The organism is Streptomyces sp. APSN-46.1, assembly GCF_022815725.1.
In the GTDB taxonomy this organism is placed as follows: domain Bacteria; phylum Actinomycetota; class Actinomycetes; order Streptomycetales; family Streptomycetaceae; genus Streptomyces.
In genome coordinates, this window is sequence record NZ_JALGRF010000003.1 from 74,002 (window position 1) to 91,430 (window position 17,429).

At 70.5% G+C, this 17,429-nt stretch carries 16 protein-coding genes and 1 pseudogene; 6 read left to right on the forward strand and 11 right to left on the reverse strand.

Annotation, left to right across the window (positions count from 1 at the left end):
- Positions 1-118 precede the first annotated feature (118 nt).
- The 4 genes from MTF65_RS12725 to MTF65_RS12740 all read left to right on the forward strand — a co-directional run bounded on the left by MTF65_RS12725 (position 119) and on the right by MTF65_RS12740 (position 2,141).
- Positions 119-505, forward strand: coding sequence for a nuclear transport factor 2 family protein (locus MTF65_RS12725; RefSeq protein ID WP_243629058.1), 387 nt, complete (start codon positions 119-121; stop codon positions 503-505).
- Between the two features lie 130 nt (positions 506-635).
- Complete coding sequence (folB, locus tag MTF65_RS12730) at positions 636-995, forward strand: dihydroneopterin aldolase (protein WP_214930424.1); 360 nt, start codon at positions 636-638, stop codon at positions 993-995.
- A complete protein-coding gene (gene folK, locus MTF65_RS12735; RefSeq protein ID WP_243628763.1) occupies positions 992-1,600 on the forward strand; it encodes a 2-amino-4-hydroxy-6-hydroxymethyldihydropteridine diphosphokinase in 609 nt (202 codons plus the stop codon). The genes folB and folK overlap by 4 nt, the downstream gene beginning before the upstream one ends.
- A gap of 52 nt (positions 1,601-1,652) precedes the next feature.
- Positions 1,653-2,141: a DUF3180 domain-containing protein gene (locus tag MTF65_RS12740; protein WP_243628764.1), complete on the forward strand. Its 489-nt coding sequence runs from the start codon at positions 1,653-1,655 to the stop codon at positions 2,139-2,141.
- A gap of 24 nt (positions 2,142-2,165) precedes the next feature.
- Here MTF65_RS12740 and folE read toward each other — a convergent pair whose 3' ends face one another.
- From folE to dacB, 6 genes are all read right to left on the reverse strand, one after another.
- Complete coding sequence (gene folE / locus MTF65_RS12745) at positions 2,166-2,774, reverse strand: GTP cyclohydrolase I FolE (RefSeq protein WP_243628765.1); 609 nt, start codon at positions 2,772-2,774, stop codon at positions 2,166-2,168.
- Positions 2,775-2,890: 116 nt separating this feature from the next.
- Positions 2,891-4,933 (reverse strand): ATP-dependent zinc metalloprotease FtsH, encoded by a 2,043-nt coding sequence (gene ftsH, locus MTF65_RS12750; protein WP_243628766.1) that lies wholly within the window; start codon positions 4,931-4,933, stop codon positions 2,891-2,893.
- Positions 4,934-5,129: 196 nt separating this feature from the next.
- Entirely contained in the window at positions 5,130-5,690 is a 561-nt protein-coding gene (hpt, locus tag MTF65_RS12755) for a hypoxanthine phosphoribosyltransferase (protein ID WP_243628767.1), read from the reverse strand.
- A 65-nt stretch (positions 5,691-5,755) separates the two neighbouring features.
- A complete protein-coding gene (tilS, locus tag MTF65_RS12760) occupies positions 5,756-6,778 on the reverse strand; it encodes a tRNA lysidine(34) synthetase TilS (RefSeq protein WP_243628768.1) in 1,023 nt (340 codons plus the stop codon).
- A gap of 322 nt (positions 6,779-7,100) precedes the next feature.
- The gene (locus MTF65_RS12765) at positions 7,101-8,345 is read right to left on the reverse strand and encodes a zinc-dependent metalloprotease (RefSeq protein WP_243628769.1); all 1,245 of its coding nucleotides are present in this window, start codon (positions 8,343-8,345) and stop codon (positions 7,101-7,103) included.
- Positions 8,346-8,384: 39 nt separating this feature from the next.
- Positions 8,385-9,863: a D-alanyl-D-alanine carboxypeptidase/D-alanyl-D-alanine-endopeptidase gene (gene dacB, locus MTF65_RS12770; protein WP_243628770.1), complete on the reverse strand. Its 1,479-nt coding sequence runs from the start codon at positions 9,861-9,863 to the stop codon at positions 8,385-8,387.
- 120 nt (positions 9,864-9,983) lie between these two features.
- Here dacB and MTF65_RS12775 point away from each other — a divergent pair, with 120 nt between their 5' ends.
- Positions 9,984-10,478: an inorganic diphosphatase gene (locus MTF65_RS12775; RefSeq protein ID WP_243629059.1), complete on the forward strand. Its 495-nt coding sequence runs from the start codon at positions 9,984-9,986 to the stop codon at positions 10,476-10,478.
- Between the two features lie 334 nt (positions 10,479-10,812).
- Positions 10,813-12,423, forward strand: a complete 1,611-nt coding sequence (locus MTF65_RS12780; RefSeq protein WP_243628771.1) for a threonine/serine exporter ThrE family protein — start codon at positions 10,813-10,815, stop codon at positions 12,421-12,423.
- Between the two features lie 117 nt (positions 12,424-12,540).
- Here MTF65_RS12780 and MTF65_RS12785 read toward each other — a convergent pair.
- From MTF65_RS12785 to MTF65_RS12805, 5 genes and pseudogenes are all read right to left on the reverse strand, one after another.
- Positions 12,541-13,215: pseudogene (locus MTF65_RS12785) on the reverse strand (DedA family protein); the annotation flags it as partial.
- A gap of 141 nt (positions 13,216-13,356) precedes the next feature.
- Positions 13,357-14,115: a MerR family transcriptional regulator gene (locus MTF65_RS12790; protein ID WP_243628773.1), complete on the reverse strand. Its 759-nt coding sequence runs from the start codon at positions 14,113-14,115 to the stop codon at positions 13,357-13,359.
- Between the two features lie 86 nt (positions 14,116-14,201).
- The gene (locus MTF65_RS12795; RefSeq protein ID WP_243628774.1) at positions 14,202-14,714 is read right to left on the reverse strand and encodes a DinB family protein; all 513 of its coding nucleotides are present in this window, start codon (positions 14,712-14,714) and stop codon (positions 14,202-14,204) included.
- Positions 14,715-14,811: 97 nt separating this feature from the next.
- The gene (locus MTF65_RS12800; RefSeq protein WP_243628775.1) at positions 14,812-16,269 is read right to left on the reverse strand and encodes an aldehyde dehydrogenase family protein; all 1,458 of its coding nucleotides are present in this window, start codon (positions 16,267-16,269) and stop codon (positions 14,812-14,814) included.
- An 89-nt stretch (positions 16,270-16,358) separates the two neighbouring features.
- Positions 16,359-17,237 (reverse strand): helix-turn-helix transcriptional regulator, encoded by an 879-nt coding sequence (locus tag MTF65_RS12805; RefSeq protein ID WP_243628776.1) that lies wholly within the window; start codon positions 17,235-17,237, stop codon positions 16,359-16,361.
- Positions 17,238-17,429 lie beyond the last annotated feature (192 nt).

The window sequence follows — 17,429 nt, forward strand, 5'->3', positions numbered from 1 at the left end:
AGCGACCCGCAGCAGCGGCCCCGCGGCAGCACCCGTACAGGCAGGACAGGAAAGGGGCACGGTGAGCCGTACCGACATCGAAGCCGTCGAAGAGGCCAACACGGCCTTCTACGAGGCCATGGAGCGGGGGGACTTCGACGCGTTGTCGGCGCTCTGGCTGGAGGACGAGATCTCCTGCGTGCACCCGGGCTGGCCGGTGCTCTCGGGCCGCGGCGAGGTGCTGCGCTCCTACGCGCTGATCATGTCCCACACCGAGTACATCCAGTTCTTCCTCACCGACACCAAGGTGGCGGTCATAGCGGACACCGCCCTGGTCACGTGCACGGAGAACATCCTCAGCGGCGGCCCCGCCGAGGACGGCGGGGAGCTCGGCCCGCTGGTCGGCCAGCTGGTCGTCGCCACGAATGTGTTCCGACGCACACCGGAGGGCTGGAGACTCTGGTCCCACCACGGTTCACCCGTCCTTACGGACTCCGAAGATGAGGACGAAGAGGACACCGACTGACCCCTCGGGCGGGGTTCGAGGTTTATCGCAGGTAAATTCGAAGGTGGACGACGCCGACCGCACTCGGCGTAGGCCCATGGCCCCGGGGAGTCCCGGGACCGGAAGAACCTACGAAACAGGAGTGATTCGCGTGGATCGTGTCGCGCTGCGCGGCCTCAAGGCTCGCGGGCACCACGGCGTCTTCCCCCGGGAACGCGAGGAAGGCCAGACCTTCATCGTCGACCTGGTGCTGCACATCGACACCCGCCCCGCGGCGGCCGACGACGACCTGGCCAAGACCGTTCACTACGGGGTCGTCGCCGAGGAGGTCGTCGACGTGGTCCAGGGCGAGCCCGTCGACCTGATCGAAACCCTCGCCGAGCGGATCGCCCAGCAGTGCCTCAAGCACGACGCCGTGGCACAGGTGGAGGTCGTCGTCCACAAACCGGACGCGCCCATCACCGTCCCCTTCGACGACGTGACCATCACGATCACCCGGAGCCGCGCGTGAACAACGGACTGAACGCACAGAGCGACCCCACCGTCCAGCCGGTACCGGCGTCCGTCGTCGAGACGGTCGACGCGGCGGACGTCACCCTCTCCAACCCGAAATGGGCCGTGCTCGCGCTCGGCGCGAACCTCGGCAACCGCCTGGAGACCCTCCAGGGCGCCGTCGACGCCCTCGGCGACACGCCGGGCCTGCGGGTCAAGGCCGTGTCCCCCGTCTACGAGACCGAGCCGTGGGGCGTCGAGCCCGGCTCGCAGCCCTCGTACCTCAACGCGGTCGTGGCGCTGAAGACCACCCTGCCGCCGTCGTCCCTGCTGGAGCGCGGCCACGCCATCGAGGAGGCGTTCGACCGCGTCCGCGACGAGCGCTGGGGCCCCCGCACGATCGACGTGGACATCGTGACGTACGCCGACGTGGTCTCCGACGACCCCGTCCTCACCCTTCCGCACCCGCGGGCCCACGAGCGGGCCTTCGTACTGGCCCCGTGGCGGGACATCGACCCGGAGGCCACGATCCCCGGCCGCGGCCCGGTCTCCGCGCTCCTGGCCGAAGTCGGCCTGGCGGGCGTCACCCCCCGCCCCGACCTGGAACTCCACCTCCCCGAGTAGTCGTTACCCTGTGGACGGCTGACGGAATGGCGCGGGAACGGGGAACGGGCACGTGAAGCAACTGAGGCCGGCGGTCCTGGCGGGCATCTTCGTGGTCGCCGGCGTGCTGTCCTGGGCCGGCGCGCGCCTGTGGAACGCCTACGGGACCCTGCCGGGCGTCCCGCTGGCCGCGCCGATCGTGCTGGCCGTCATCGCGGTGGTGCTCTTCGCCACGGCCCTGTCCTTGCGGGGCCGCCTCAGGGCGCAGCGGGAGCGGCGTCCGGGAGCCAAGGGCGTGGAGCCGCTGATGGCGGCCCGCGCGGTGGTCTTCGGCCAGGCCAGCGCCCTGGTCGCGGCCCTCGTGGCGGGCATGTACGGCGGTGTGGGCGTCTTCCTGTTCACCGACGCCCTCGATGTCCCGGCCCGCCGCGACCAGACCTGGTACGCCGGTTTCTCGGTCCTCACGGGCGCGGCGGTCATCGCCGCCGCCCTCTTCCTGGAGCACGTCCTGAAGCTCCCCGAGGACGACGACGAAACCCCGGAATCCCCGGCGCGCGCGTAGTCAGGCGCGCACGCCGATGGCCGGCTAGCGCGCCATGATCAGGCTCATCGCCTCGGCGCGCGTGGCCGTGGCGCGGAGCTGGCCGCGTACCGCGGACGTGGTGGTCTTGGCGCCCGGCTTGCGGATGCCGCGGACCGACATGCACATGTGCTCGGCCTCGATCACGACGATGGCGCCGCGCGCGTCCAGGATCTCCATCAGGGAGTCGGCTATCTGCGTCGTGAGACGTTCCTGCACCTGCGGGCGGCGGGCGAACACGTCCACGAGGCGGGCCAGCTTCGACAGGCCGGTGATCTTGCCGCTCTCCGCCGGGATGTAGCCGACGTGGGCGACGCCGTGGAACGGCAGCAGGTGGTGCTCACACAAAGACACGATTTCGATGTCCTTCACCAGGACCAGCTCGTCGTGCCCCAGGTCGAACACCGTCGTCAGGACGTCCTCGGGCTGCTGCCGCAGGCCGGCCAGTATCTCCTTGTACGCCCGTGCCACGCGCGCGGGGGTCTCCAGGAGGCCCTCGCGGTCCGGGTCCTCGCCGACCGCGATCAGGAGTTCTCGGACGGCCGCCTCGGCGCGCTTCACGTCGAACTCGCCGATCGTGCCCTCGTCACCGGTCAAGGTCACTGGGTCGGTCATCTTTTCCTCGTTCCTGTGTGGTGCACTGAGCGCTCGCGCGCACGTGAAAGTGCCGCGCCCCCCAGGCTAGAACCCGGGGGGCGCGGCATCCATTCCGGAGGGGTCCGGGCCGACGACTACTCGGCGCGGTCCTCGGGGGAGGGCTCCGGGGCCTTCTCCACCGACTTCTCCACCGACACGATCGACGAGCTCGCCGCCGAGGTGCCGTTCGCCGAGTTCGTCAGCTGGAGCTCCTTGGGAGAGAGCACCGGCGGACGGGTCGACGGGGTGCGGCGGGCGGAGCCGGTCCACGCGGGGCGGGCCGGACGCTTCACGATCGTCGAGAAGATCTCGGCGATCTGCTCCTTGTTCAGCGTCTCCTTCTCCAGCAGCGCGAGGACCAGGTTGTCGAGGACGTCACGGTTCTCGACCAGGATCTCCCAGGCCTCGTTGTGCGCGGTCTCGATGAGCTTCTTGACCTCTTCGTCGACCAGCGCCGCGACCTCTTCCGAGTAGTCCCGCGGGTGCGACATCTCGCGGCCCAGGAACGGCTCGGTATTGTCGCCGCCGAACTTGATCGCACCGAGGCGCTCGGTCATGCCGTACTGCGTGACCATGGCCCGCGCCGTGGCGGTGGCCTTCTCGATGTCGTTCGCCGCGCCCGTCGTCGGGTCGTGGAAGACCAGCTCCTCGGCCGCGCGCCCGCCCAGCATGTACGCCAGCTGGTCGAGCATCTCGTTGCGCGTCGTGGAGTACTTGTCCTCGTCGGGCAGGACCATGGTGTAGCCCAGGGCCCGGCCGCGGGACAAGATCGTGATCTTGTGGACCGGGTCGGAGTTCGGGGAAGCCGCCGCGACCAGGGCGTGTCCGCCCTCGTGGTACGCGGTGATCTTCTTTTCCTTTTCCGACATGATCCGGGTCCGCTTCTGCGGGCCCGCCACGACGCGGTCGATCGCCTCGTCCAGGGCGTGGTTGTCGACCAGCTTCTTGTCCGAGCGGGCCGTGAGCAGCGCGGCCTCGTTCAGGACGTTGGAGAGATCGGCACCGGTGAAGCCGGGCGTACGGCGGGCGACAGCGCCCAGGTCGACGTCCGGGGCGACCGGCTTGCCCTTCTGGTGAACCTTGAGGATCTCCAGACGGCCCTGCATGTCGGGACGGTCGACCGCGATCTGCCGGTCGAAGCGGCCCGGGCGCAGGAGCGCCGGGTCGAGGATGTCCGGACGGTTCGTGGCGGCGATCAGGATGACGCCGCCCTTCACGTCGAAGCCGTCCATCTCGACCAGCAGCTGGTTGAGGGTCTGCTCGCGCTCGTCGTGACCGCCGCCGAGACCCGCACCGCGGTGCCGGCCGACGGCGTCGATCTCGTCGACGAAGACGATCGCCGGCGCGTTGGCCTTGGCCTGCTCGAACAGGTCACGGACACGCGAGGCACCGACACCGACGAACATCTCGACGAAGTCTGAACCGGAGATCGAGTAGAAGGGCACACCGGCCTCGCCCGCGACGGCACGCGCGAGCAGGGTCTTTCCGGTGCCGGGCGGGCCGTAGAGCAGCACACCCTTGGGGATCTTGGCGCCGACGGCCTGGAACTTCGCCGGCTCCTGGAGGAACTCCTTGATCTCGTGGAGCTCCTCGACGGCCTCGTCCGCGCCCGCGACGTCGGCGAACGTCGTCTTCGGGGTGTCCTTGGTGATGAGCTTGGCCTTGGACTTCCCGAAGTTCATGACCCGGGAGCCGCCGCCCTGCATCTGGTTCATCAGGAACAGGAAGACCACGACGATGAGGACGAAGGGCAGGAGCGAGAGCAGCACGCTGAGGAACGGGCTGGTCTTGTCCGGCGAGACGGTGTAGCCGTCCGGGATCTGACCCGCTTCGTACTTGGTCTGGAGGTCCCTGGCGAGGCCGACGCCCTGGTCCCCGATGTAGTTGGCCTGGAACTTCGTGCCGTCGTTGTCGCCGAGCTTCTGGCCCTTCTTCAGCTCGATCTTGATCATCTGGCTGTCACCGGTGGTCAGCTTGGCGCTTTCCACCTGGCCACTGTTGATCGCCTTGATGACCTCGCTGGTCTCCACCGACTTGTAGCCGCCGCCGGAGCCGACGACGTTCATCAACACGACCACGGCGAGGACGGCCAGCACGATCCACATGACCGGCCCACGGAAGTATCGCTTCACGTCCATCCATACGGGGCGCTGAGCACCCCGTCCCTCCTGCCCGTAGGTAAATGCTGCTGTGAGTAAAGACTGTTCTTCGGAATGTACCCCTGAATTGTCACCCGCGGCCGCGTGGGACGGCTGACAAACCCGCCTTCGCAAGCTCCAACGGCGGGCGACGCCCCCAGGTTCCCCACCGGGGACCCGAGGGCGCGGGAGTTTCTCAGCCGCCGTAGACGTGCGGAGCGAGCGTGCCGACGAACGGCAGGTTGCGGTACTTCTCCGCGTAGTCGAGGCCGTAGCCCACGACGAACTCGTTCGGGATGTCGAAGCCGACCCACTTCACGTCGATCGCGACCTTCGCGGCCTCGGGCTTGCGCAGCAGCGTGACGACCTCCAGGGAGGCCGGCTGGCGGGAGCCGAGGTTCGACAGCAGCCAGGACAGTGTCAGCCCGGAGTCGATGATGTCCTCGACGATCAGGACGTGCTTGTCCTTGATGTCGGTGTCCAGGTCCTTCAGGATCCGGACCACGCCCGAGGACTGGGTCCCGGCGCCGTACGAGGACACCGCCATCCAGTCCATCGTGAGGGGGGTGGACAAGGCGCGCGCCAGGTCCGCCATCACCATCACCGCGCCCTTGAGCACACCGACGATGAGCAGGTCCTTGCCCGCGTACTCCGCATCGATCTTCGCGGCCAGCTCGGCCAGCTTCGCGTCGATCTCTTCCTTGGTGATGAGCACCGACTGGAGGTCGTCGCCCATGTCCTTCTCGTCCACCCGCATCACTTTCGTCGACGGCCGGGGCTCCGGGGATGCCCCCGGAGGACTCAGCCGTGTTTCAGCACCAATCAGCCCTGCCGAATGACAAGTCTGCCACCCTGCCGCTGGGCCTCGACCCGGCCGGGCAGGTTGATGGCGCCCTGACCGCGCCATCCGGTGATGAGGCGGTCGACTTCTTCGATGTGGCGGGCGAAGAGGGAACCCGCGGGGGAACCGGCCGCGACGACGGCCCTGCGCAGCACGCGGCGCCGGACGGCCGGGGGCAGGGCGTAGAGCTTGGCGCATTCCAGCCGGCCGTCCTCGTCCCGTACGCCGGCCTCGGCCTCGGCGGCCCAGGAGTCCAGGGCGTCGGCGTCGTCGCGGGAGAGCTGGGCGGTACGGGCCAGCGCCTCGACGACCCCCTTGCCGAGGGCCTTCTCCAGGGCGGGCAGCCCCTCGTGGCGCAGCCGGGAGCGGGTGTAGGCGGGGTCGATGTTGTGCGGGTCGTCCCAGACGGGGAGGGACTGGACCATGCAGGCCTTGCGGGCGGTCTGCCGGTCGATCTGGAGGAAGGGCCGCCGGTAGCGGTGCGTACGGCCGGGACCGCCCGAGACTTCGGCCATGCCGGACAGCGAGCGGATGCCGGAGCCGCGGGCGAGTCCCAGCAGGACGGTTTCGGCTTGATCGTCCCGGGTGTGTCCGAGCAGCACGGCGGCGGCCCCGAGCCGGTCGGCGGCCTCGTCGAGGGCGCCGTAGCGGGCGTCGCGCGCGGCGGCCTCGGGTCCGCCGTCGCGGCCGACGCGCACGGCGACGGACTCCACCGGGTCGAGGCGGAGTGCGGTCATGCGGGTGACGACCTCGGCGGCGCGCAGGTCCGAGCCGGGCTGGAGGCCGTGGTCGACGGTGACGCCACCGGCCCGGATGCCGAGCTTGGGGGCCTCGAAGGCGAGGGCGGAGGCGAGCGCCATGGAGTCGGCGCCGCCGGAGCACGCGACGAGGACGAGTGGCGGGGGGCCGCCGGCGGTGCGACTGTCGGTGAGGTCGGTGAGGACGTCGTGGAGTACGCGGCGGACCGCCAGGCGTATCGCCGCGACCGCAGGATGGGGACCCATGTCCGGTGCCCTTCGGTGGAGTTCGGATGCCTCGGGGGCTTCCCCGGCTGCCGCCGGGAGGTGCCCCCATGGGGTGTGGTGCGTGCTGGCTGCCGGGCTGCCGCTGTGTGCCGCCCGGACGTCCCTGCGGGGAGTGCCCGCGGGGAGTGTGCGTTGTCACTCAGAGTGCGTCGATGGTGACAGAGCCGAGCCGTTCCCCGAGCATCGCACGCCCTTCCACGCCTCACGGTCCCTCGGAAGGGTGACGCTTCTTCCCCCAGTGAGACACGTTTACGCGTCCTGAGTCATCCTCGGTCGCCTGACTCGGTCGCCTGAGACGCCTCTACAGGGTGTCGTGGCCGCCCTGGCCCGCATCGCCGCCCTCGACGCCTCCCTGGCCCGCCTCGCCGCCCTGGCCGCCCTCGCCGCCGCTCTCGCCGCCCAGCCCGCCCTGCCCGCCCCGCTCGCCGCCCTTGCCGTGCACGCGGGTCACCCACTCCGCCGGGCTGGCGATCTCCGCCTTCGTCGGCAGCGTGTTGGGAGAGGTCCACACCCGGTTGAAGCCGTCCATCCCCACCTGGTCGACGACGGCCCGTACGAACCGCTCCCCGTCCCGGTACTGGCGCAGCTTCGCGTCGAGGCCCAGCAGCTTGCGCAGGGCCGCGTCGAGCCGGCCGGCCCCGCTGGCCCGGCGCTGCTGGAACTTCTCCCGGATCTCGGCGACCGAGGGCACCACGTCGGGTCCGACCCCGTCCATCACGAAGTCCGCGTGCCCCTCCAGCAGGGACATCACGGCCGTGAGCCGGGCGAGCACCTCCCGCTGCTCGGGCGTTTGCACGATCTCCACCAGGGAGTGGCCCTCGTCGCCCCGCTCGTCGGCGGGGCGGGCACCCGCGAAGGACTGGGCGGCCTCGCGGAGCCGCTCCAGCACGTTCATCGGGTCCATCTCGGTGGCTTCGAGGAACGTCTGGATTTCGCCCTCAAGGTGGTCGCGGAGCCACGGCACGGCCGTGAACTGCGTCCGGTGCGTCTCCTCGTGCAGGCACACCCACAGCCGGAAGTCGTGCGGGTTCACCGCCAGCTCCCGCTCCACGTGCACGATGTTCGGGGCCACGAGCAGCAGCCGGCCGCCGGTGGCCGAGGACGGCAGGTCCAGCGCCGCCGGCGCGAAGGTCTCGTACTGGCCGAGCACCCGGGAGGCCAGGAAGCTGAGCAGCATGCCCAGCTCGACGCCGGTGACCTTGCCTCCGACCGCGCCGAGCACGGCTCCGCCGGGGGCGTTGCCGCGGCGGTCCTGCATCTTGGCGAGCAGCGGGCCCAGCAGCTCCCGGAAACCGGCCACGTTGGCCTTGACCCAGCCGGCCCGGTCCACGACGAGGACGGGGGTGTCCGAGGCCGCCGCGCCCTCGGGGATCATCCGCGTGTACTCACGCACGTGCCGTTCCGAGGTTTTGGCATGCCTGCGCAGCTCCGCCACCACGGCCCGGGCCTCGTCGCGGCTGACCTCCGGACCCGGCCGGACCAGCCGGATCGCCGTCGCCACCGCGAGGTTCCAGTCGACCATCTCCGCACCACCGATGCTCGTCATGCGTCAACCGTACGTGGACCAGCGCCGCGGCGGACCCCCTCAGCGCGTGCTCGCGACGGCGGCCGCCAGCTTGTCGAGGGCCCTCTCGGCGCCTTCGGGGCCCGGGCTGTTGGCCGTGAGGAACGCGAAGGCGAGGAGCCGGCCGGAGGGGTCCACGACGGTCCCCGCGAGGGAGTTCACACCCGAGAGGGTGCCCGTCTTGGCGCGGATCAGGCCGGCGGCCGGGGAATCGCCGGCGTTGCGGCCCCGCAGGGTGCCGGTGAATCCGGCGACGGGCAGTCCGGTGAGGACGGGCCGCAGCTCGGGCCGCTGCGGGTCGGCGGCCTTCGCGAGGAGCTCGGTCAGCAGCGCCGCGCTGAGCTTGTCGGCGCGGTTCAGGCCGCTGCCGTCGGCGAACCGGGAGCCGGCGGTGTCGAGGCCGAGCCCGGCGAGCTTCGCGGCGACGGCCTTCTCGGCGCCCTCGAAGCTGCCGGGCTGCCCGGAGGCGAGGGCGGTCTGGCGGGCGAGGGACTCGGCGATGTCGTTGTCGCTGTTGGTCAGCATCCGCTCGACGAGACCGCCGAGCGGGGTGGAGAGGGTGGTGGCCAGCGGCTCGGCGTCGACGGCGGCCTTGGCCTTGGCGGGCGGGCCGGTGACCTCGATGCCGCGCTCCTTGAGCAGCGCGGCGAACGCCCGGGCGGTCTCCCCGGAGGGGTCCTTGACGCGCTCGACGGGGCCCGAGACGGACAGGTCGGGCCGGGCCTCGTCGGCCGTCAGGGCGGTGATCAGCGCGAGGTTGGGGTTGTCGCCGATCGGGTGGCGGGCGGGGCCGGTGTACAGGGAGTCGTCGTAGCCGAGGGTCACGCTCTCGGTCCCGGCCGCCTTGAGGGCCTGGGCGGTGTCGGCGGCGAGGGCGACGAGGCTGCCGCCGGAGCCGGCCGGGGGCTTCTTCTTCGCGGTGAGGGAGGGGTCGCCGCCGCCGACCAGGATGATCTGCCCGGGTCCGGCGCCGGGGGTCACGGTGGTGCGGAAGCGGTGCTCGGGGCCGAGGGCGGTCAGCACCGCCGCGGCGGTGGCGATCTTGACGGTGGAGGCGGGGGTCATCGCCTCCCGCGGCTTCGCCTCGTACAGCACCCGCCCGGTGGCGGCGTCCACGACCGAGGCGGTACGGAGGTTCCCGAGCGCGGGGTCGGCGAGCAGCGGCCGCAGCGCCTCGGCGAGGCCGTCGGAGCCCGCTCCGGCCTGCTTCCCGGCGCCGCCCGGCCCGGTCGCGGAGAGCCCGGAGAGCACTCCGGGGGCGCTGGGCGCGGGCTGCGGCAGTGGCCCGGCACCGTGATCTACGCCACCCATCCGGCTCCAGGAGGCGACCCTGTCCCGCTCGGCCTTACGCTGGCCGGAGTCCCAAGGGCCGGCGGCTGACACCGTCGCCCCCGACAGGACGAGGCCGGCGACGGCCGATGCCGTGATGAGCTGCCACGTCTTGACCCAGGGCACCTCGGACCAGCCCCTTTCGCGATCACCGATATGCGTGAGGGACACTTAACCACTGCGTCTTGCCCCGAGCACGGCACCCCACCCGGCTGGGGGCACCTCCCAGCGGTAGCTGGGGGAGGCTGGGCCGGACGCGCACGCATTTGAGTCAACATGGAGGAGCAGGACGTGGAGTTCGACGTCACCATCGAGATCCCCAAGGGTTCGCGGAACAAGTACGAGGTGGACCACGAGACCGGCCGGATCCGTCTGGACCGTCGCCTGTTCACCTCCACCAGCTACCCGGCGGACTACGGCTTCGTCGAGAACACCCTCGGCGAGGACGGCGACCCGCTGGACGCGCTGGTCATCCTGGACGAGCCGACCTTCCCGGGCTGCCTGATCAAGTGCCGCGCGATCGGCATGTTCCGCATGACGGACGAGGCGGGCGGCGACGACAAGCTGCTGTGCGTGCCGGCCTCCGACCCGCGTGTCGAGCACCTGCGCGACATCCACCACGTGTCCGAGTTCGACCGCCTGGAGATCCAGCACTTCTTCGAGGTCTACAAGGACCTGGAGCCGGGCAAGTCGGTCGAGGGCGCGAACTGGGTCGGCCGCGCCGAGGCCGAGGCCGAGATCGAGGCCTCGTACAAGCGCCTTGAGGCCTCCGGCGGCCACCACTAGGCTCCGCCGGTGGACGGGGCGGGCGGTGTTCCCCCCGGCCCCCTCTGACGCGGCAGCGGGCGGTACCCCTTGCGGGGTGCCGCCCGCTTTCGCGTTCCGGGCCGAGCCGGGCTGCGCCCGGACCTGGGGCTCCGCCCCAGACCCCGCGCCTCAAACGCCGGCGGGGCTGGATCTTTCAGCCCGTCCGGCGTTTGAGGACCGGGGTCTGGGGCGGAGCCCCAGGGAACGGTGGAAGGGTGGGTAGGGGACCAGCCCCGCAGGGCCTGCCTGCGTGTGCGCGGGGAGGAAACGGTTCCGCATACTGATACTCCGGTGATCACGGAGTGGAGGACGCGTGGCGGAGGCCGACGGGGCAGAGGACGGCAAGCCCACGTCCGACGAGGCGCACAGCGCCTTCACGCCGCCGCCCGGGATGGAGCCGGAGGCGGCGGCCGAGGAGGACCAGCCGACCTCGGAGTTCGCCCTTCCGCCGGGCGCCGAGCCGGCGCGGCCCGAGCCGGAGGGTTCCGCTTTCGCCGCCCCGCACACGTACGGCCCCCCGCACTCCCCCCACACCCCCGGGGAGTCCCCCTGGCAGGACCGCATGCGGACGATGCTCCGGATGCCGGTGGACGTCCGCCCCGTACCCGAGCCCGCGCACCGGCTCAGCGAGGCCGGTCCCGCGGTGGGCCGCGTACTCGACCTCACCCTCCGCATCGGCGAGCTGCTGCTCGCGGGCGGCGAGGGCGCCGAGGACGTCGAGGCGGCCATGTTCGCGGTGGCCCGCAGCTACGGCCTGGACCGCTGCGAGCCCACCGTCACCTTCACCATGCTGTCCATCACCCACCAGCCCTCGCTCGTCGACGACCCGATCTCGGCGAACCGGACCGTGCGCCGCCGCGGCACCGACTACAACCGGCTCGCGGCCGTGTACCGCCTGGTGGACGACATCAGCCACCCCGAGATCGCCATCTCGCTGGAGGAGGCCTACCGGCGCCTCGCCGAGATCCGCCGCAACCGGCACCCGTATCCCGGCTGGATGCTCACCGCCGCCGCCGGGCTGCTCGCCGGGGCGGCCTCCACCCTCGTCGGCGGTGGCGTCGTCGTCTTCCTCGCCGCCGCGCTCGGGGCGGTCCTCGGCGACCGCCTCGCCTGGCTGTGCGCCGGCCGCGGGCTGCCGGAGTTCTACCAGTTCGTGGTCGCCGCGATGCCGCCCGCCGCGATCGGCGTGGCCCTGACGCTGGCGGAGATCGACGTCCGGGCCTCCGCCGTGATCACCGGCGGGCTCTTCGCCCTGCTGCCGGGACGCGCCCTGGTCGCGGCCGTCCAGGACGGTCTGACCGGCTTCTACATCACCGCGTCCGCCCGGCTGCTGGAGGTCATGTACCTCTTCATCGGCATCATCATGGGCGTGCTCGTCGTGCTCTACCTCGGGGTCCAGCTGGGCGCCTCGCTCAATCCGGAGGAGGCCCTCCTGATCACGGAGCGCCCGCTGATCCAGATCGCGGCGTCGATGGTGCTGGTCTTCACCTTCGCGATCCTGCTCCAGCAGGAACGTTCCACCGTGTGGATCGTGACCCTGAACGGCGGGGTCGCCTGGGTGACGTACGGCGCCCTGCACTTCGCGGGCGGGATCGCGCCGGTCGCCTCCACGGCCATCGCGGCCGGCCTGGTCGGCCTCTTCGGGCAGCTCTTCTCCCGCTACCGGTACGCCTCCGCGCTCCCCTACGTGACGGCCGCCATCGGCCCGCTGCTGCCCGGCTCGGCGACGTACTACGGGCTGCTGCTGATCGCCGAGGACAAGCTGAACGAGGGTCTCGGCTCCCTGACGAACGCCGCGGCCATCGCCCTGGCCATCGCGATCGGGGTCAACCTCGGGTCGGAGACCTCCCGCCTGTTCATGAGGATCCCGGGGGCCGCGAGCGCCGCCAAGCGCCGCGCGGCAAAGCGGACCCGCGGGTTCTAAGGGCCGGTCCGGCGTCGAGCCGTCGCACACGTACACGTACGCCCCGGAGACTCTGGTGGGTCTCCGGGGCGTGCGGACGCGTACGGCGGGCGGTCAGCGCTTGGCGTGGCGCCCGCGCGGGCCCGGGGCCTGCGGTTCGGCCACGGCCCCGGCCAGGGCCGCGTCACCGGCCGCCCTGGCCTCCTTGCGGGCCTTGAGCACCTCGAAGGCCACCGGGATGAGCGAGAGGGCCACGATCAGGACGAGGATCGCCTCGATGTTGTTCTTGATGAGGTCGATCTGGCCGAGCCAGTAACCCGCGATCGTGATCCCCGCGCCCCAGCCGATGCCGCCGATGATGTTGTACGTCAGGAAGGTGCGGTACTTCATCGAGCCGGCGCCCGCGACCATCGGGGCGAACGTGCGGATGATCGGCACGAACCGGGCGAGCACGATGGCCTTCGGGCCGTGCTTGTCCATGAACTCGTGCGCCTTGTCCAGATTCTCCCGTTTGAAGACCTTGGACTTCGGGCGGTTGAAGAGCTTCGGGCCGAAGAACTTGCCGATCAGGTAGCCGACCTGGTCACCCACGATCGCGGCGGCCACGATCAGCGTGCAGACCAGCCACAGGGGCTGCTTGATGTACTCCCCGTTCGCGACCAGCAGGCCCGCCGTGAACAGCAGGGAGTCGCCGGGCAGGAAGGCGAAGAGCCCCGATTCGGCGAAGACGATGACCAGGATGCCGATCAGGCCGTAATGCGAGATCAGATAGTCCGGGGACAGCCACTCAGGGCCGAGCGCAAGCGTGTACACGAGTTCCGGGCTCTCCTGGATCGGGGGGTGTCTGCGGGTGTCGGCGGGTGTCGGCGGTGCGGCGAACGGTCTCAATTATCAACGCACACGGCCCCCGCCCGGTTCCAGGTACCGGATGGGGGCCGTCGAGCGAAGATTCGACTACACCGCGCGGGCGGCGTTGGCCAGGATCGCGTCCCGCAGGAACACCGCCAGGCCGGGCCGGACGGCGTCGTAGAAGGCCGTGAAGCGCTCGTCCGCGACGTACATCTCCCCGAGGCAGGTGTGCATCTCGTAACCGCACTCGTAGTGGTTGCGGCTCATCCAGCCGCGGTGTTCCTCGGCGAGGTCCATGGCCGGCGCCGAGTCCGGGGCCGCGCCGGAGTCCATCAGGGCGGTGAGCCGCCCGTGGATGTCGTCCGCCTCGGCCTGGATCCGCTGCCAGTCGTCCTTCCCGTAGGAGGCCGCCCGGCGGGCGGACTCCTTGTACGCGTCGGTGTCGCCCCAGCGCGCCTCCGCCTCGTCCGCGTACTGCTCGGGGTCGAAGTCCCCGAAGACCTCGAACTTCTCCTCGGGTGTGAGGTTGATGCCCATTCTCTTCGCCTCCATGGCGTGCTCAACGGCCTTGGCCATCTGCTGGAGCCGGGCGATCCGGTCGGACAGGAGGGCATGCTGCCGGCGCAGATGCTCCTTCGGGTCCGCGTCCGGGTCGTTCAGCAGGACCGCGACCTCGTCGAGCGGGAAGCCGAGCTCCCGGTAGAACAGGATCCGCTGCAACCGGTCCAAGTCGGCGTCGTCGTACCGCCGATGGCCCGCGTGACTGCGGCCGCTCGGGGAGAGCAGCCCGATCTCGTCGTAGTGGTGCAGGGTGCGCACCGTAACTCCGGCGAATCTCGCGACCTGGCCCACGGAGTAGCTCATGGCCTTCCGCTCCTCTGGTTGGGTACGCCCTTCACCCTGCTGCCTCACGCCACGTGAGGTGCAAGCGTAGCCAGCCGGCCGGGCCGCTACCCCATGGCCTTGGTGCCGTCCAGGGACTCCCGGACGATGTCGGCGTGGCCCGCGTGCCGGGCGAACTCCTCCACCAGGTGCAGCAGCATCCAGCGCATCGAGACCTTGGCGTCCTTCGGGAACCACGGGGCCTCGGGCAGCGGGAACGTCTCGTCCAGGCTCGGGAGGGCGGTGACGAAGGCCGTCAGCTCCGCCGTGACCCCGTCCCAGAAGGCCTGGACGGCCGGGACGGTCTCGTCGCCGACGAGGCTGAACATCTCGTTCCAGGTCTCCTGCGTGCGCTGCCGCTCGTTGCGCGTCTGCTGGGCCATCCGCAGCCAGGTGAGCTCGACCTCGGCCACGTGCTTGAGCAGCCCGGACAGGGACAGCTCGCTGGCGCTGGGGCGGCTCGCGGCCTGCTCCTCGGTCAGTCCGTCCAGCGCTTCACGGATCGCCGTGCGCTGGGCCTCCACGAAGAGCAGGAGCGTGCCGCGCTCGTCGCCCGGGACCTCTTCGGAGATGTGAGCCATGACCAACCGCCTTGTCCGTGTGGGTGTTTCCTGCTGACAAGAACCACGGTACGGAGGCTTGCGGTCAGCTTCTGTCCTCAATGAGGGGTGGCTGGTTTCAGAACGGGAAGTGGCTCCGGCCGTGCTGGACCGAGATCCACTTCTGGGTGGTGAAGGCCTCCACGGTCGCCTCGCCGTTCAGCCGGCCCAGCCCCGAGGCCTTCTCCCCGCCGAACGCGGCCAGCGGCTCGTCCCCGATGGTGGAGTCGTTGACGTGGATCATCCCGGTCTCGATGCGCTGCGCGAACCGGACCCCGCGTTCCACGTCCCGCGTGTGCACGGCCCCGCTCAGCCCGTACGGGGTGGCGTTGGTCAGCCGAACGGCCTCGTCCTCGCCGTCGAAGACCACGAGCAGCGCCACCGGGCCGAAGATCTCCTGGCCGAGCAGCGGGGAATCCTCGGGGAGTCCGGCCAGGACGGTCGGCTCCACGAGGTTGCCGCGCGTAGATCCCCGTACGAGCGCCTGGGCGCCCGCCTCCACCGCGCGGTCCACCAGCGCGGTCAGGGCGTCGGCCTGGAAGGAGTTGATCAGCGGGCCGATCTGGGTGTCGGCCTCGTGCGGGTCGCCGGTCTTCAGGCCCCGCACCCGCGCGATGAACTTCTCGGTGAACTCCTCGGCGATCGAGGCGTCCACCAGGATCCGGTTGGCGGCCATGCAGACCTGGCCCTGGTACACGAACCGGCTGAAGACGGCCGCGTCCACCGCGTAGTCGAGGTCGGCGTCGTCGAGGACGACCAGGGCGCTGTTGCCGCTGAGTTCCAGGACCGTCCGCTTGAAGTGCCGGGCGGCGACCTCGCCGACGTGCCGGCCGACCCGGTCGGATCCGGCGAAGGAGATGACCTTCGGGACGGGGTGCGTCAGGAGGGCGTCGCCGATCTCGGCGATGTCGGTGACCAGGACGTTGAGCAGCCCGGCCGGCAGCCCGGCGTCCTCGAAGATCTTGGCGATGAGCCCGCCGCCGACGACCGGCGCGTTCTGGTTCGGTTTGATCACGACCGCGTTGCCCAGCGCCAGCGCCGGGGCGACCGACTTCAGGGTGACCAGGAACGGGAAGTTGAAGGGGCTGATCACGGTGACGACGCCGACCGGGAGGCGCTGGACCCGGTTCTCCTTGCCCGCGACGGGCGAGGAGAGGATCCGTCCCTCGGGGCGGACGGCCAGCTGGATCGACTCGCGGATGAACTCCTTGGCGAGGTAGACCTCGTACTCGGCCTTGGGACGGGTCCCGCCGAGCTCGTCGATCATCGCCTCGACGATTTCCTTCTCGCGCTCCTCGGTGATCCGCAGGGCGCGTTCGAGGATCTCGCGTCTCGCGTACGGGCTGGTGGCGGCCCATTCTCTCTGGGCCCGCTCGGAGGCGCGGTAGGCCTGGTCCACCTGCTCGACGGTGGCCACGGTGATGGCCGCGAGTTTCTCCCCGTTGTACGGGTTGACGTCGATGATGTCCCACGACCCGGTGCCGGCCAGCCATTCGCCGTCTATGTACTGGTGAGCCACGTCGGTGAATATGGACATGCCATCCCTTACTGCGAGCGCGCACCCGTGCGCTGCACCGGAGACCGATCGGTCGTCATGCACTGATCAGACGTCATACTACGTGTGATTCAAGACAGTTGGAGCAGACCACGCAGGAGATCCCGGGTCCTGTCGGGGTCCGGGCAGTCGGCCTGGAGGCGCTCCATCGCCCTTCCGTACTGCGTCACTTCCTCTTCTTTGTCCAGGTAGAGGGCGCTGGTGAGCTGTTCCAGATAGACGATGTCCTGGAGGTCCGACTCGGGGAAGCGGAGCAGGGTGAAGGCTCCGCTCTCGCCCGCGTGGCCGCCGAAGGAGAACGGCATCACCTGGAGCTGGACGTTGGGGCGCTGGGAGACCTCGATGAGGTGCTCCAGCTGGCCCCGCATGACGTCCCGGTCGCCGTACGGGCGGCGCAGCGCGGCCTCGTCGAGGACGGCGTGGAAGACCGGGGCGTTCTCGGAGACGAGGACCTTCTGCCGCTCCAGGCGCAGCGCGACGCGCCGGTCGATCTCGGCGGCGGAGGCGCCGGGCATGCCGCGCTTGACGACGGCCTGGGCGTAGGCCTCCGTCTGCAACAGGCCGTGGATGAACTGGACTTCGTAGATGCGGATGAGCGAGGCCGCGCCTTCGAGACCGACGTACGTCTGGAACCAGCCGGGCAGCACGTCGCCGTAACTGTGCCACCAGCCCGCCGCGTTGGCCTCGCGGACCAGCCCCAGGAGGGACTCCCGCTCCGCGCCGTCCGTGACCCCGTAGAGCGTGAGGAGGTCCTCGACGTCCCTGGCCTTGAAGCTCACCCTTCCCAACTCCAAGCGGCTGATCTTCGATTCGGATGCGCGGATCGAGTAGCCGGCCGCCTCACGGGTGATGCCGCGGGATTCTCGGAGTCGCCTGAGTTGTGAGCCCAGGAGGATGCGGCGCACCACGGAACCGCTGGCTTCTGCGGTCACTAGTCCTGCCCTCCCCATCGCGATGGTTGCGCGTGGTCTGCGCATGAATGCGTCGCGGGGCCCCCGTACCCCTGGGGCCGCAGTCTGCCACCAAAACGCATCTGCCCGTACTCGTTCTGTAACGGAATCCGGCGTCCCGGAAAAGAAGTCCGTAAGTATGCGTAGGAAGAAATGAGCAAGAACCGTCACGGGAGTGGACAGGTCCGGCGC

Excerpts from the sequence above, each read along its gene's own strand:
- MTF65_RS12725 (WP_243629058.1), top strand. The coding sequence starts at position 119 with ATGGAGCGGGGGGACTTCGACGCGTTGTCGGCGCTCTGGCTGGAGGAC.
- folE (WP_243628765.1), bottom strand. The coding sequence starts at position 2,774 with ATGACCGACCCAGTGACCTTGACCGGTGACGAGGGCACGATCGGCGAG.
- ftsH (WP_243628766.1), bottom strand. The coding sequence starts at position 4,933 with ATGGACGTGAAGCGATACTTCCGTGGGCCGGTCATGTGGATCGTGCTG.
- hpt (WP_243628767.1), bottom strand. The coding sequence starts at position 5,690 with ATGCGGGTGGACGAGAAGGACATGGGCGACGACCTCCAGTCGGTGCTC.
- tilS (WP_243628768.1), bottom strand. The coding sequence starts at position 6,778 with ATGGGTCCCCATCCTGCGGTCGCGGCGATACGCCTGGCGGTCCGCCGC.
- MTF65_RS12765 (WP_243628769.1), bottom strand. The coding sequence starts at position 8,345 with ATGACGAGCATCGGTGGTGCGGAGATGGTCGACTGGAACCTCGCGGTG.
- MTF65_RS12790 (WP_243628773.1), bottom strand. The coding sequence starts at position 14,115 with ATGAGCTACTCCGTGGGCCAGGTCGCGAGATTCGCCGGAGTTACGGTG.
- MTF65_RS12795 (WP_243628774.1), bottom strand. The coding sequence starts at position 14,714 with ATGGCTCACATCTCCGAAGAGGTCCCGGGCGACGAGCGCGGCACGCTC.
- MTF65_RS12800 (WP_243628775.1), bottom strand. The coding sequence starts at position 16,269 with ATGTCCATATTCACCGACGTGGCTCACCAGTACATAGACGGCGAATGG.
- MTF65_RS12805 (WP_243628776.1), bottom strand. The coding sequence starts at position 17,237 with ATGGGGAGGGCAGGACTAGTGACCGCAGAAGCCAGCGGTTCCGTGGTG.